Raw genomic sequence first — 12,554 nt, forward strand, 5'->3', positions numbered from 1 at the left:
ACGGAGGGCAGCGTCTCGGTGACGACGCGCAGGCCGCCGGGCAGCACCGTCTTGCGGACCGTGCCGATGCCGTTGCTGCCCGCGAGCAGCGTGCGGGTGCTGGCGCGGCGGCGTCGTCCGCGGCGCGGCGGCGCAGCTCCCGGCGGACGGCCTCCAGCAGCCCGGGCGCGGCGGCCTCCACCTGCGCCAGCACCGTCTCGAAGTCCGAGCGGTCGCCGTAGTACGGGTCCGCGACGTCCAGGCCCGTGCCGTCGGGCCCGGGGTGCGCCGTCGGGTCGTAGGAGCGCAGCAGGCTCACCTTCGCCGCGTCGCGCGGACGTGCCGCGAGGCGGCGCAGTGCCCGCTCGTGCCCGCTGTCCAGCGCGATCACCAGGTCCGTGGTGTCGAACCAGGACGCCTCGAAGCGGCGCGCGGCGTGCTCGCTCCCGTAGCCGGCCTCCTCCAGCACGGAGACCGCGCGGTGGTCCGCCGGCTCGCCCGCGTGCCAGCCGCCGGTGCCGGCGCTGGAGACGACAACGGCGTCCGCCAGCCCGGCCTCGGCGACGCGGGCGCGCAGGACGGACTCGGCCATGGGCGACCGGCAGATGTTGCCGGTGCAGACGAAGCACACGTGGAGCCCGCGCGTCGGCGCGGGCGGCGGATTGTCGGAGCGCATGTACCCATCATGGGTGACATCCGCGCGGTACGGGGATGACGGGTACCGGGCGCGGTCCGCCCGCCGGGCCCAGCCGTCACCCGCCGTGGCGGTCCCTTGCCGGGGCGGTCACTTGCCGTCGGGCAGCACCAGCTCCATCGCCCAGGAGACGATCGCCACGATCAGGCCGCCGAGCAGTGCCGTGCCGAAGCCCTCGACGTGGAAGCCGATGTCCAGCTTGTCGGCCAGCCACGAGGTCAGCAGCAGCATCAGCGCGTTGATGACCAGCGCGAACAGACCGAGTGTGAGCACCAGTACGGGCAGCGAGAGCAGTTTGGCGATCGGCTTCACCACCAGGTTGACGAGGCCGAAGAGCAGCGCGACGAGGATCAGGGTGATCGTCTTGTCACCGGTGGTGTCCCCGGTGAGGGTGATGTCGCTGAGCAGCCACACGGCGACGGCCAGGGCGACGGCGTTGGCGATGGTCTTGATAAGAAAGCTCATACAGCAGATCGTTCCAGAGACGACCCGGTGACGGGCAAGGGGGCAGCGCGGATGAAGGCGTTCCGGTTGGCCGACCTGGAGGCCGAACGCGCCGCGAACGACGGCGCGTACCTCCAGTTCCTGCGCGAACGGAACATGTCGGTCGGGCTGTACGCGCTCGACCGCGGCAGCCTCGACCCGCAGCAGCCGCACGGCCAGGACGAGGTCTACTTCGTCGTCAGCGGCCGCGCCCTGATCACGGTGGGGGACGAGACCGAACCGGTCGCGCGCGGCAGCGTGGTGTACGTCCCGGCCGGCGTGCCGCACAGGTTCCACCACATCAGCGAGGACCTGCGCGTCATGGTGGTGTTCTCACCGCCCGAGGCCTGACCACCCGCCGTCCGCCGCTCCGACCGTGATCAGCGCCACCGCGCGCGTCACCCGGACCGGGCACTCAGCCGCCGGTCGGAGCGTTCCACTCAGGGATACGTCAGGGTCCGTTCAGGGGAGGACCGGGGGCGGGAGCACTCCCGACCCGGCCGCGGGCCGCCTAGCATCGGTGACGTATCGACCACACGTACGCAGGGAGGTCGCCCCACGGCGGCCGACGGGAGGCAGGGGAACAACATGAGCGTCAAGGACACCTTCACCGGAATGCCGTCGTGGCTGAAGTGGGTCGCGATCATCGTCGTCGCCCTTGTCGTCTTCAAGGCCGTCACCTGGCTGGTCGCCGTCGTCTTCTCGCTGCTGTTCAAGCTGCTGCTGCTGGCCGCGATCGTCGCCGTGCTGTTCTTCGTCGTGCGGAAGTTCACGTCCTCCTCGTCGTCCTCCGGAAGCGGCTGGTAGTTCCGTCCGGGACGTTCGTTCGGACGCGGCCGTGCCCCGAGCGGACCCAACCCCGTTGTCAAACGGGTGACTTTGAACCTCCCGGGATTGTGGCGTTTGTCGATCTTGGTGGACGATTCAGCGACAGAGGTTCTCCGCTACCCATCACGGCCGAGCACGAGAAATCGGGGGCAGCGCAATGGGTGAGACTGTTCAGGCGCACGTCATGATGAGCTTCCTGGCCTCAGAGGAGCTCGCGTTCCGAATCCCGGTGGAACTGGTCTACGAGGCACAGGACCCCTACGCCGTGCGCTTCACCTTCTGCCTGCCGGGCGACGCCCCCGTCACCTGGGTCTTCGGCCGCGAACTCCTCGTGGACGGCATCACCGGGCAGGCCGGCGAGGGCGACGTGCACATCGGGCCCGTCGACGACGAGTACCTCGCCGACCTGCACATCCAGCTCCACGCCGGGGCCGAGCGCGCCGTCTTCCGGGTCAGCGCGCCGCCGCTGGTCGCCTTCCTCGACCGCACGGACCGAATCGTTCCGCTCGGTCACGAGAGCGCGGGGGACGACATCGACGCCGAACTCGACCGCATCCTCACCGGCGGCCGCGCCTGACGCACCCGGCCGCCGGGTCCACGCGGGCCCCGCCCGCGCGCGTCACCCCCCGGCCGTGCCTCACCGCTTGCGGCGGCGTCGGCCGCGCCCGCCGCCGGGGGCCGGGTCCGGCCTGCCCAGGCCGGCCGACGCCACCAGCGCCGCCAGCGCCGTTGTCACCGGCACCGACGCCACCAGGCCGATCGAGCCGACCAGCGTCCGCACGATCTCCTCAGCCACCAGCTCACTCGTCGCGACCGTGCCCACGCTCGCCTCCGCGATCGAGAACAGCAGCAGCAGCGGCAGCGCCGCGCCCGCGTACGCGAGCACCAGCGTGTTCACCACCGACGCGATGTGGTCCCGGCCGATGCGCATCGCCGACGCGTACACCCGCCGCCAACTCGCCCCCGGGTCCGTCTCCTTCAGCTCCCACACGGCGGACGTCTGGGTCACCGTCACGTCGTCCAGCACACCCAGCGAACCGATCAGCACACTCGCCAGCAGCAGGCCCCGGATCTCGATGTCCGGATACAGGCTGTGCACCAGTGCCGTCTGGTCGTCGGTGTTGCCGGACAGGCTCGCCCAGCCGATGAACAGCGAGCCCAGCAGCCCGATCAGCAGCAGCGAGATCAGCGTGCCGAGGACCGCCACGGACGTCCGCGCCGAGAACCCGTGGCACAGGTACATCGTCACCAGCATGATCGCGCTGCCGCCGACCACCGCCACCACCAGCGGGTTCGAGCCCTGCAGGATCGCCGGCAGGATGAACAGCACAAGCAGCGCGAACGTCACCACCAGACCGACCAGCGCCAGCAGCCCGCGCAGCCGTCCGATCGCCACCACCACCAGCGCGAACAGTGCCGCCAACACCACCATCGGGAAGGTGCGGTTGACGTCGACGACGCTGTACTGCAACTCCTCCGGGGCCTGCGGCGCGTACGCGACGACAACCTCCTGACCCGTCGACAGCCGGCGCGTCGCGTCCGGCGTCACGATCTCGGTGAACTTCCGGCCCACGTGCGGACCGGTTGTCACCTCCACCTCCGCCTGCTGGCAGCGGCCCCGCGCCGACGCGTCCGCCTCCGACTGCTCGACGTTGACGTCCCGGCAGTCCACCTCGACCACCTGCGTCACCCGGCCCTGCTCCATCTGCCGGTCGAAGCCGACGCCCGTGCGCCCGCCCTCGCCCTCCGGCGCGCCACCCGGCCACAGCAGCACCAGCCCGGCGAGCACCGCCGTCGCGAACGGGATGAGGACCGCCGCGATCACCTTCCGCAGATGGCGGGAGACGGGCGCGGCCGGGCCGTGGGCGTGCGCGTGGCTGTGCAGGTGCCCGTGACCGGTCGCCACCGCCCCGTGCTCCGGCGGTGGACCGCCGTACCCGTGCCCGCCGTCGTCGTGCCCGCTGTGCTCGCCGCGCCCGTGCCCGCCGTGCTCGCCGCGCCCGCGCCCGCGCTCGTGTACGCCGTGGTCCCGCCCCTCCTCCCCTCCGCGCGCCGACGCGTCGCCGCCGTGCCGCTCCGGTCGCCGCCGGCCGTCCTGGTGCTCGCTGTGTCCCTGGTCCACGGACCGATCATCGCAAGAGCCCCTGGCGCGACGAAGGGGCGAACCGCTAGCGTGGGGGTGCTTTTGCACATCGCGGGAGCTCCGAGCACGGGGCTGAGAGGGCGCTGACCTTCCGTACACCGGGAAACGTCCGGACACGTACGGACATCGCTGCGTCGACCGCCGAACCTGTTACCGGGTAATGCCGGCGTAGGGAGTGGGTCTCATGACCATGCAGGATGCACGCATGCCCGAAGAGGGCCAGTCGCGTGAGATCGGCTGGCACAAGGGCTACGTGAGCGGTTCGCGCCCGGACATCCGGGTGCCGGTCCGCCGCGTGCACCTCACCAACGGCAAGGACGTGACGCTCTACGACACGTCGGGTCCGTACACCGACCCCCAGATCGACACCGACGTCCGCCGCGGGCTCGCCCCGCTGCGGGACAACTGGATCATCGGCCGCGGCGACACCGAGGAGTACCCCGGCCGCGAACCGCAGCCGGAGGACGACGGCATCCGGCACACCTCGCCGCGCGGCGGGCTGCGCAACCTGGACGCCGTCTTCCCCGGCCGCCCCCGCCTCCCGAGGCGCGGCCGCACCGGCACCGACGGCCGCCGACTGGCCGTCACCCAACTGGCGTACGCCCGCCGGGGCGAGATCACCCCGGAGATGGAGTACGTCGCGATCCGGGAGAACCGCAGCCCCGAGTTCGTCCGCGACGAGATCGCCGCCGGGCGCGCCGTGCTCCCGGCGAACGTCAACCACCCCGAGATCGAGCCGATGATCATCGGCAAGAACTTCCTGGTCAAGGTCAACGCCAACATCGGCAACTCGGCCGTCACCTCCTCCATCGAGGAGGAGGTGGAGAAGATGACGTGGGCCACCCGCTGGGGCGCCGACACCGTCATGGACCTCTCCACCGGCCGCAACATCCACACCACCCGCGAGTGGGTGCTGCGCAACTCCCCCGTGCCGATCGGCACCGTCCCGCTCTACCAGGCGCTGGAGAAGGTCGACGGCCGCGCCGAGGAGCTGACCTGGGACGTCTACAAGGACACCGTCATCGAGCAGTGCGAGCAGGGCGTCGACTACATGACCGTCCACGCCGGCGTGCTGCTGCGGTACGTCCCGCTCACCGCCCGCCGCAAGACCGGCATCGTCTCGCGCGGCGGCTCGATCATGGCCGCCTGGTGCCTCGCCCACCACAAGGAGAGCTTCCTCTACACCCACTTCGAGGAACTCTGCGAGATCCTGCGCGCCTACGACGTCACCTTCTCCCTCGGTGACGGTCTGCGCCCCGGCTCCATCGCCGACGCCAACGACGAGGCGCAGTTCGCCGAACTCCAGACCCTCGGCGAACTCAACCGCATCGCCAAGGCCCACGACGTGCAGACCATGATCGAGGGCCCGGGCCACGTCCCGATGCACAAGATCAAGGAGAACATCGACCTCCAGCAGGAGATCTGCGAGGAGGCCCCGTTCTACACGCTCGGTCCCCTCACCACCGACATCGCGCCGGCCTACGACCACATCACCTCCGGTATCGGCGCCGCGATGATCGGCTGGTGGGGCACCGCGATGCTCTGCTACGTCACCCCCAAGGAGCACCTGGGCCTGCCCAACCGCGACGACGTGAAGACCGGCGTCATCACCTACAAGATCGCCGCCCACGCCGCCGACGTCGCCAAGGGCCACCCCGGCGCGCAGGACTGGGACGACGCGCTGTCCGACGCCCGCTTCGAGTTCCGCTGGGAGGACCAGTTCAACCTGGCCCTCGACCCGGACACGGCCCGTGAGTACCACGACGAGACCCTGCCGGCGGAACCCGCCAAGACGGCCCACTTCTGCTCGATGTGCGGCCCGAAGTTCTGCTCGATGAAGATCTCCCAGGACATCCGCCGCGAACACGGCGGCGATCTCGGCGGCCCCGCCCTCGGCACCGCCGAGATCGAGGCCGGCATGGCCGAGAAGTCCAAGGAGTTCGCCGAGTCCGGCAACCGGGTGTACCTCCCGCTGGCGGACTGACCTTCCGGCATCGCGTTGTCCCCCGACTCACCGTCGGGGGACAACGCCCTCTCACGCCCGCGCGTAGGTGAGGCAGTCGACCTGCTCCTGCTCGTAACCGACGCTGATGGACGGCGCGTGGCACTCCAGCGAGCTGTTGTGCCGGCAGTCGGCCATCTTGCACGCGCCGACCCGGCCGGTGACGGACGGCTCCCCGCCCTCCATGTCGGCGCTCATGAACGTGTCGCAGGTCGGGTTGCTGAGATCGCCCACCGTGATCGCCACGGCGTGGCAGGTGTGGTCCTGGTTGTAGGCGCAGCCCTCCGCCGCGCACTCACTGATGACCGGAAGCTGCATGACGGGCGTGGCTGCCATGGCAGAACCCACTTTCTGAAGCTGATGACCGGCCCCTTCCTGCCCTCCACTTTCTGCCAGCCCGGGCCCCGCCGCATCTCGGCCGAAGCCGGATGGCGCACGCGCGCCGACCTGTCGCTGGTGGCCGGAGGCGGCTGAGACCACGTGGTGGGGGCCCACGTGGTAGGCGGTGGAGATGCGTCTCAACAGCAAGGGGCAGGTCACCATCCCGGCTCACCTTCGGGAGAAGTGCGGCCTGCGGCCCGGGGACGAGGAGGACGTCATCGAGGAGGACGGCGGCCCGCGGGTACTGCGCCGCGAGGAGAACGCCCCCCGGGGCCCACAGGCGGCCCACCGGATGCGGGGGAGCGCTGCAGGCGGGATGTCGACGGACGAGATCATGAAGCTACTTCGTGGCGAGTAGCCGCCCCACAGACCCGATAGCTTGCCTGACGCATTGACGTAAAGTTTGCGTCAAGCTAGCGTGGCTTCATGCTCTTCCCGACGCCTGCCCTCACAGTCGAGGATCGCCGTGTCCTCCGTGAGATCGACGATCTCCGGCGCTCTCTCCGCCTTCAGGTCCGGTCGGTTCCGGCAAAGTGGACTGAAGGGCTGCGCAAGTTCCTCACGGCCGATGCGGTCGCGGCCTCCAACTCGATCGAGGGCTTCCGAGTGTCCACGGTCGACGTCGAAGATCTCCTCGAAGGTGAGCGGGACGTGGACGTCTCCGAGGAGGACCGGGAGGAGACGCTTGCCTATCAGCAGATGATGACGTACATCCAGACGCTGCACGATGCCGCTGACTTTCGCTACAGCAAGGGGCTTCTCAACGCCCTCCACTGGATGCTGCAGGGGCACCGCCACACCTCACGTAAGCCGGCCGGGCAGTGGCGGCGTGGGCCCGTCTACGTCACCGACGCCCGCGATCCGACCATCGCCGCCTACACGGCGCCGGACGCCGCCGAGGTGCCGGGGCTGATGGAAGAGTTGGTCGAGTGGCTCAACGCGGACGACGGCGCCCACCCCCTGGTGAGGGCCGCCATGGCTCATCTGCACCTCGTCTGCATCCACCCGTGGGCTGACGGCAACGGCCGCATGTCGCGATCTCTCCAGACACTCATGATCGCAAGAGAGGGAGAACTGGCCCCCGAGTTCTCCTCGATCGAGGCATGGCTGGGACGCCCCGGCAACACCTGGGAGTACTACCGCGAGTTGCAGCGCCGGGGTGCCACCTACCTCCCCGACCAGGACGTCTCCGACTGGATCCGCTTCAACCTCACCGCCTACCACCAGCAGGGGCAGACGGTACGCAATCGCCTCGACCGTTCGAGCCAGGTCTGGATTCTGCTCGGGAAGTTCGCCGAGGACCGGGGCCTCGAGGAGCGGGTCGTGTCCGCACTCCATGACGTGGCCATGTCCGGACGGGTGCGTCGCACGCGCTACGAGCGAGCGGAGGATCTCAGCCTCCAGCGTGCCCAACGCGACCTGCGTGAGCTGGTCGCGGCCGACATCCTGGCGCCGGTCGGTCGCACCCGCGCCCGCTTCTACGTCGCCGGTGCCGCCTTCCCGGAGTCGGCTCTGGACGCGGCGCGTACACCGCTGCCGCTGGTTGATCCCTACGCGGGCTGAGCCCGACGTTCAACGCCGAGTTGTGGTTCCGGACTCCTCTACGCTCGGTCGGAGATCACGTGTCGAACAGAGGGGGTGGACCGTGGACCTCACGGACCTGGTCGAGGTGACGTCGGTCGAGCGGCTCGGCGAACTGGTCGGGGAGCCGACGCCGTCGACGGCGGGCAAGGCGCGGAGCGCCCTACACGAGTACGACAGGCAGTGGCTGGCCGCCTCGCCGCTGTGCCTGATGTCGACGTCCGCCCCCGACGGCACGTGCGACACCTCCCCGAAGGGCGATCCGCCCGGCTTCACCCTCGTCCTCGACGACACGACGATCGCCATACCCGAGCGGCCGGGCAACCGGCGGGCCGACGGCTTCCACAACATCCTCGGCAACCCGCACGTCGGACTGCTCTACCTGATCCCCGGCCGCGGTGACACCCTCCGCATCAACGGCAGGGCCCGCATCCTCGAGGACGCCCCGTTCTTCGACCGGATGGTGGTGAAGGGAAACCGCCCGAAGCTCGCCCTGCTGGTCGAGATCGACGAGGTCTTCCACCACTGCGCGAAGGCGTTCCTGCGCTCCGGGCTCTGGAAGCCGGAGAACTGGCCGAGTCCGGACGTCGTCCCGCCGCGCCCCCAGATCGCCAAGCAGCTGGAACGCCGCCCCGAGACCCTGGAAGAACTCGAAACCTACTACGGCCCCCAGTACGCCAAGCGCCTCTACGGCTGACGCGCCTGCGGCACCGTTGGCCGCTCGTCGTGTTCGAGGTACAGGGGTTGGCCGAGCGCCCGGGCGGCAACGGCCGCACGCGACGGGCAAGCCTCGGCAACACAGGCTCCTCAACCGCGTTGACCGGATGGAACTCGGCGGCCGGCAGCTCCTCGGATGCGAGCTTGATCGACGCCGTCTCGCCCGCGCTCAGCTCTCCCCGTCGAAGACGCACAGGACCGTGTTGCCTTCGGCGGGGCTCGGCGCCCAGTCCACAACAAGCAGGGACCCGATCGTCGGCGTGATGCCCAACTCCTCCTGGACTTCCCGTCGGCACGCTGCCAGGGGAGACTCGCCCGTCTCGATGTACCCGCCGGGGATCTCCCACATCGGCTTCTCGGAGGGGCGCACGAGGAGGACGCGGTCCTCCGCGTCGAAGAACACCGCGCCGGAAGCCATGCGCGGTCGTGCCATCCGCTGTTCCTGCTCGTTCTCGGACACGAGCCGAGCCTACGGCCTGTCACCGCACCGGCAACGTGAGTTCTGGCAGAACGCCTCACCGCTGGCGCAGTGCGCGGCGCGCGGCGGTGATCAGGCTGTGGGCGTCGGCGTCGTACACGGCGGCTTCGTGGAATGTGGTCCAGGTCCGGAGGTAGAGGGCGACGCTGTCGGTGTCGTCCAGCCACAGTTCGGCGTGCCAGACCTCGGTGACCACCTGCCGCTCGTCGTAGATCCAGAAGCCGATACCGGGCGGGACCTTCAGCGACGAGCCGAGCGGAACGATGCCCAGCTCGACGGTGTCCATGCCGATGATCCCGGTGAGGCGGTCGAGTTGGGCCGCGAGCACCGAGGGGGAGCAGACCAGGGACCGCAGTACGGGCTCCCACAGGATGATGTGGTAGCGCCGGCCCGAGCCGTAGAGGAGTTCCTGGCGCTTCATGCGCGACCGGACGGCGGCTTCGATGTCTCGCGGTGACTGGTGCAGTTCGGCGGAACGGGTGAGCACGGCCCGTGCGTAGTCGGGAGTCTGGAGTACGCCGACGATCCACGAGGACTCCCATGCGCGGAGCACAGTGGACTTGGCCTGTGCGTCGTTGTGGGCGTCCTGCACCGGTCGGTGGCCGCCGGCGAGCTGCCGCCGCCAGGAGCGGACGTGAGACTCGAACCCCGCCAGCCGCGCCCGCAGTTCCTGGTAGCTCTCCGGCTGACCGCACGCCTCTGCCCACCTGCGGAGGTCGTCGGCAGTCGCCGTCTGCTGGCCGTGCTCGAGCTTCGAGACCTTCGAGTTGGCCCAGCCGAGCCTCCGCGCGAGTGCTGTGCCGGTGAGTCGGCCGTCAGGAGCCGTCAGCCGAAGCTCCCGGAGCCGCGCTCCGAGTGCTTCACGCGCCTGCTGATAGTCCGTGCTCACCGGTGCACACCTGCTCTACTACTCCTGCGCGCTCAGCCGAGCTGCGAACGCGTCGTACGGAACAGCGTGATGCCGCGCAACGTCACGCAACCGGTTGTACTGGTTGACGGCCGCCGGTTCCGTGATCAGTTCGGCGCCCGTGAGGTTGTCGTTGTCGTCGAAGAGGCACAGCGCGACGATGTGGGAGTCGAAGATCCAGAAGTCCTCGTCGGGCAGGTTGACGCGGTTGGCTTCCGCGCGCCACATGTTGCGGACGTCCTCGCCCAGCGCGGCGTTCTTCCACGCGTGGGCGAGAAGGTACAGCTGGCCCGTGGTGGGCGGGTCGTCGACGATGCGGACACGGCCCACGTACGCGCCGTCGTCCGTCTTGGCACGGATCGTGCGACTCCAGGGTGTGTCCAGGTCCCACGTCGGGGCTTCGCCGCGAACGAACTGAGCGTAAGTTTCGGTGGTTTCGTCGACCGCGTACCGGCGGCGCATCTCCATGTGCCACGCGCTGTGTTGGAAGTTCTCGAAGAGTCTTGCGAACTGTTCCGGGTCGAGGACGCGCGGTTTCGCGTCACGGTCTCGGGGCCCGAAATCGATCAGCGTGTTTCGCGGTACGACGATGGGCACCTCGTCCTCGTCGAGATGCTGAAGCTGGGCGATGTCCGCGGGGTCGGTGAGTCGGGGCCCGTGCACGATGACCTCGCCTGAGTCGAGATCCTCGTGTACTGCGGGACAACTGCCCTCACCGCTGCCCGTGCCGTTGAAGCGCAGCCGTCGAGCCATGATCAGGTCCTTCCATCGGGGACTGATCGCTCCAGCATCACCAGGCCGTGCGCCTGGTGCCATAAGTTCTTACCACTCTCATGAGAAATATCGAGGAAAGCAAGGGAAGGACTGAGAAAATCCGAGAAAAGCGCGTCGTTCGTCTCGATGCGGCGCCCTAGCGTCCGGTGCATGGTGTCAGCATCCAAGCAACTCCAGAACGGCCGATCCGTCCATGGCAACCGAGAACCTGAGAGCGGGCGAGCGCTGATCGGGCGGACCCGGATGGCGGCGCACTGCCGCTTGGCCACAGAGCGCATCGAGTACGCCGACGAGCACGAACGGTGCGGTGGCGCCGAGACCGTCTCGGTCCCCGGCCCGGGCGGTGGCAGCTTCACCGCGCAGCGGTGCGAGTGCCCCTGCCATCAGCGGAACCCCGGCCGGAGCAGAGGTACACGTCGCGCCAGGTAGCTGCCGTCACTCAGTTGCGTTGGACTCTTCTGGAACTTCCGGGGCTCCGATGACGTATGTGCCCTTCGCGGGCAGCGTGGCGACGAGCCCACGCTTGCGCAGCTCAAGAACGGCACGCCGGACGGTGCCGATGCTGACCCCGTACAGCTCGGTCATGGCCCGCTCGCCTGGCAGCGCCGCTCCTTGGGGCAGCTCACCGGAGGCGATCTCGGCCGCGATCGCGTCCGCCAGCTTCACGTACTCGTAGCGCGGAAGTTCGGTCATCTCTTCACAGTGACGCACTCGTACGCGTGTCGCAGGGGCGGGACGCGGCCCACCGCATCGGAACGCGGAGAATGGCAGAGGGGTGCAGGGGGACGCAGTTGCCGGTATCGTCGACATGACAGCAGAACCCCGGCGAGGTGGCTAGACCTCCCGGGGCGTGGCCGATCTGAATGGAGCAGACCGACATGTACGACCCTATCCGCCGCGCCGCTTGTTGGCTGTGGCTTCTGCTCGCCCCGGGGAGGGGGCGCCACCGGGTGGGTGGCGGGACCGTCGACCGTGAGGTCGGCGCCCGCACGTCGCCGGGCCGGCGTGCCGGCGCCGTGGCCGCCGCTGTGCCGCTTCCGCGTCACCGTTCGCCGTACGGGCGTGACGACGTGCCGTTCGACGGGGGTGTCACGCGCCTCGTGCGGCCGTATCTCGTGGTGCACGAGGATGAGCAGGAGCGGGCCCGGCAGTGGCGGCGACGGCTCGCGCTGGTGCTGGCCGCCGACTTCGGGATCGACCTCGACCGGCACCTGGTCGGCGCGGAGGTGGGCTGCTGATGGCTGACACCACCAGGCAGCCGCGCCTGCTGCCCTGGCCGTCACCGGAGGGCAAGCCCTCCTATCTCGTGACGGACGGCGAGAAGGGGCACGTGTCCCGGCTGGCCGACCGGGCCGAGGCGGTCCAGTTGGCGGCCTGCGCGGACGTACTCGTGCTCGCCCGGGAGGTGCTCGACGACCCGCAGTCGCCGTACACGGAGGTGCGGTACGCGGGCCTTCGGCTCGCGGAGTGCCTGGCCGACGCGTTGCGGGTGGCCGAGTCGCGTGGGTTGCGGCTGGCGCCGGCTGACTGAGGTCGGGAGCGGTACGCGGGGTGCGGCGTAGGGAGACAGGTGCCTGCGCCGCACCC

General features: G+C 69.7%; 16 protein-coding genes and 1 pseudogene. 9 read left to right on the forward strand and 8 right to left on the reverse strand.

Annotated features, from left to right (window positions below):
- Positions 1 to 118 precede the first annotated feature (118 nt).
- Both GL263_RS11380 and GL263_RS11385 read right to left on the reverse strand, forming a co-directional pair.
- Positions 119 to 655, reverse strand: a pseudogene (locus GL263_RS11380) (low molecular weight protein-tyrosine-phosphatase); the annotation flags it as partial.
- 108 nt (positions 656 to 763) lie between these two features.
- Entirely contained in the window at positions 764 to 1,138 is a 375-nt protein-coding gene (locus tag GL263_RS11385; RefSeq protein WP_143651205.1) for a phage holin family protein, read from the reverse strand.
- A 51-nt stretch (positions 1,139 to 1,189) separates the two neighbouring features.
- On the opposite strand from GL263_RS11385, the gene GL263_RS11390 reads away from it, so the two are divergent.
- From GL263_RS11390 to GL263_RS11400, 3 genes are all read left to right on the forward strand, one after another.
- Positions 1,190 to 1,507, forward strand: coding sequence for a cupin domain-containing protein (locus GL263_RS11390; protein WP_182855523.1), 318 nt, complete (start codon positions 1,190 to 1,192; stop codon positions 1,505 to 1,507).
- 237 nt (positions 1,508 to 1,744) lie between these two features.
- Positions 1,745 to 1,963, forward strand: a complete 219-nt coding sequence (locus GL263_RS11395; RefSeq protein WP_182855511.1) for a DUF5326 family protein — start codon at positions 1,745 to 1,747, stop codon at positions 1,961 to 1,963.
- Between the two features lie 178 nt (positions 1,964 to 2,141).
- Positions 2,142 to 2,561, forward strand: a complete 420-nt coding sequence (locus tag GL263_RS11400) for an SsgA family sporulation/cell division regulator (protein ID WP_182855512.1) — start codon at positions 2,142 to 2,144, stop codon at positions 2,559 to 2,561.
- Between the two features lie 60 nt (positions 2,562 to 2,621).
- Here the strand turns inward: GL263_RS11400 and GL263_RS11405 are convergent, their stop codons facing one another.
- A complete protein-coding gene (locus GL263_RS11405; RefSeq protein ID WP_182855513.1) occupies positions 2,622 to 4,106 on the reverse strand; it encodes a YibE/F family protein in 1,485 nt (494 codons plus the stop codon).
- A 205-nt stretch (positions 4,107 to 4,311) separates the two neighbouring features.
- On the opposite strand from GL263_RS11405, the gene thiC reads away from it, so the two are divergent.
- Positions 4,312 to 6,111, forward strand: a complete 1,800-nt coding sequence (gene thiC / locus GL263_RS11410) for a phosphomethylpyrimidine synthase ThiC (protein WP_182855514.1) — start codon at positions 4,312 to 4,314, stop codon at positions 6,109 to 6,111.
- A 51-nt stretch (positions 6,112 to 6,162) separates the two neighbouring features.
- On the opposite strand, the gene GL263_RS11415 is transcribed toward thiC, so the two are convergent.
- The gene (locus GL263_RS11415) at positions 6,163 to 6,465 is read right to left on the reverse strand and encodes a DUF1540 domain-containing protein (RefSeq protein WP_228456426.1); all 303 of its coding nucleotides are present in this window, start codon (positions 6,463 to 6,465) and stop codon (positions 6,163 to 6,165) included.
- Between the two features lie 175 nt (positions 6,466 to 6,640).
- Here GL263_RS11415 and GL263_RS11420 point away from each other — a divergent pair, with 175 nt between their 5' ends.
- The 3 genes from GL263_RS11420 (at position 6,641) to GL263_RS11430 (ending at position 8,788) form a co-directional block, all read left to right on the forward strand.
- Positions 6,641 to 6,868, forward strand: a complete 228-nt coding sequence (locus GL263_RS11420) for an AbrB/MazE/SpoVT family DNA-binding domain-containing protein (RefSeq protein ID WP_182855515.1) — start codon at positions 6,641 to 6,643, stop codon at positions 6,866 to 6,868.
- A 68-nt stretch (positions 6,869 to 6,936) separates the two neighbouring features.
- Positions 6,937 to 8,073 carry a Fic family protein gene (locus GL263_RS11425; RefSeq protein WP_182855516.1) on the forward strand — a complete coding sequence of 379 codons (1,137 nt, stop codon included), beginning with the start codon at positions 6,937 to 6,939 and terminating at the stop codon, positions 8,071 to 8,073.
- Positions 8,074 to 8,155: 82 nt separating this feature from the next.
- A complete protein-coding gene (locus GL263_RS11430) occupies positions 8,156 to 8,788 on the forward strand; it encodes a pyridoxamine 5'-phosphate oxidase family protein (RefSeq protein ID WP_182855517.1) in 633 nt (210 codons plus the stop codon).
- Positions 8,789 to 8,977: 189 nt separating this feature from the next.
- Here the strand turns inward: GL263_RS11430 and GL263_RS29055 are convergent, their stop codons facing one another.
- From GL263_RS29055 to GL263_RS11450, 4 genes are all read right to left on the reverse strand, one after another.
- A complete protein-coding gene (locus GL263_RS29055; RefSeq protein ID WP_323379351.1) occupies positions 8,978 to 9,268 on the reverse strand; it encodes an NUDIX domain-containing protein in 291 nt (96 codons plus the stop codon).
- A gap of 55 nt (positions 9,269 to 9,323) precedes the next feature.
- Positions 9,324 to 10,175 (reverse strand): helix-turn-helix domain-containing protein, encoded by an 852-nt coding sequence (locus GL263_RS11440; RefSeq protein ID WP_182855518.1) that lies wholly within the window; start codon positions 10,173 to 10,175, stop codon positions 9,324 to 9,326.
- 18 nt (positions 10,176 to 10,193) lie between these two features.
- Positions 10,194 to 10,946 (reverse strand): DUF6879 family protein, encoded by a 753-nt coding sequence (locus GL263_RS11445; RefSeq protein ID WP_182855519.1) that lies wholly within the window; start codon positions 10,944 to 10,946, stop codon positions 10,194 to 10,196.
- A 456-nt stretch (positions 10,947 to 11,402) separates the two neighbouring features.
- Positions 11,403 to 11,660 carry a winged helix-turn-helix domain-containing protein gene (locus tag GL263_RS11450; RefSeq protein WP_182855520.1) on the reverse strand — a complete coding sequence of 86 codons (258 nt, stop codon included), beginning with the start codon at positions 11,658 to 11,660 and terminating at the stop codon, positions 11,403 to 11,405.
- Positions 11,661 to 11,845: 185 nt separating this feature from the next.
- On the opposite strand from GL263_RS11450, the gene GL263_RS11455 reads away from it, so the two are divergent.
- Positions 11,846 to 12,205: a hypothetical protein gene (locus GL263_RS11455; RefSeq protein ID WP_182855521.1), complete on the forward strand. Its 360-nt coding sequence runs from the start codon at positions 11,846 to 11,848 to the stop codon at positions 12,203 to 12,205.
- Positions 12,205 to 12,498 (forward strand): hypothetical protein, encoded by a 294-nt coding sequence (locus GL263_RS11460; RefSeq protein WP_182855522.1) that lies wholly within the window; start codon positions 12,205 to 12,207, stop codon positions 12,496 to 12,498. The genes GL263_RS11455 and GL263_RS11460 overlap by 1 nt, the downstream gene beginning before the upstream one ends.
- Positions 12,499 to 12,554: the final 56 nt, after the last annotated feature.

This window comes from Streptomyces durbertensis (assembly GCF_014156695.1).
GTDB classification, from domain to species: Bacteria; Actinomycetota; Actinomycetes; order Streptomycetales; family Streptomycetaceae; genus Streptomyces; species Streptomyces durbertensis.

Bases quoted from the DNA above. Each gene is read 5' to 3' on its own strand.
- GL263_RS11445 (WP_182855519.1), bottom strand. From the start codon at position 10,946: ATGGCTCGACGGCTGCGCTTCAACGGCACGGGCAGCGGTGAGGGCAGT.
- thiC (WP_182855514.1), top strand. From the start codon at position 4,312: ATGACCATGCAGGATGCACGCATGCCCGAAGAGGGCCAGTCGCGTGAG.
- GL263_RS11425 (WP_182855516.1), top strand. From the start codon at position 6,937: ATGCTCTTCCCGACGCCTGCCCTCACAGTCGAGGATCGCCGTGTCCTC.
- GL263_RS11395 (WP_182855511.1), top strand. From the start codon at position 1,745: ATGAGCGTCAAGGACACCTTCACCGGAATGCCGTCGTGGCTGAAGTGG.
- GL263_RS11415 (WP_228456426.1), bottom strand. From the start codon at position 6,465: ATGGCAGCCACGCCCGTCATGCAGCTTCCGGTCATCAGTGAGTGCGCG.
- GL263_RS11420 (WP_182855515.1), top strand. From the start codon at position 6,641: ATGCGTCTCAACAGCAAGGGGCAGGTCACCATCCCGGCTCACCTTCGG.
- GL263_RS11400 (WP_182855512.1), top strand. From the start codon at position 2,142: ATGGGTGAGACTGTTCAGGCGCACGTCATGATGAGCTTCCTGGCCTCA.
- GL263_RS11385 (WP_143651205.1), bottom strand. From the start codon at position 1,138: ATGAGCTTTCTTATCAAGACCATCGCCAACGCCGTCGCCCTGGCCGTC.
- GL263_RS11450 (WP_182855520.1), bottom strand. From the start codon at position 11,660: ATGACCGAACTTCCGCGCTACGAGTACGTGAAGCTGGCGGACGCGATC.
- GL263_RS11460 (WP_182855522.1), top strand. From the start codon at position 12,205: ATGGCTGACACCACCAGGCAGCCGCGCCTGCTGCCCTGGCCGTCACCG.
- GL263_RS11390 (WP_182855523.1), top strand. From the start codon at position 1,190: ATGAAGGCGTTCCGGTTGGCCGACCTGGAGGCCGAACGCGCCGCGAAC.
- GL263_RS11455 (WP_182855521.1), top strand. From the start codon at position 11,846: ATGTACGACCCTATCCGCCGCGCCGCTTGTTGGCTGTGGCTTCTGCTC.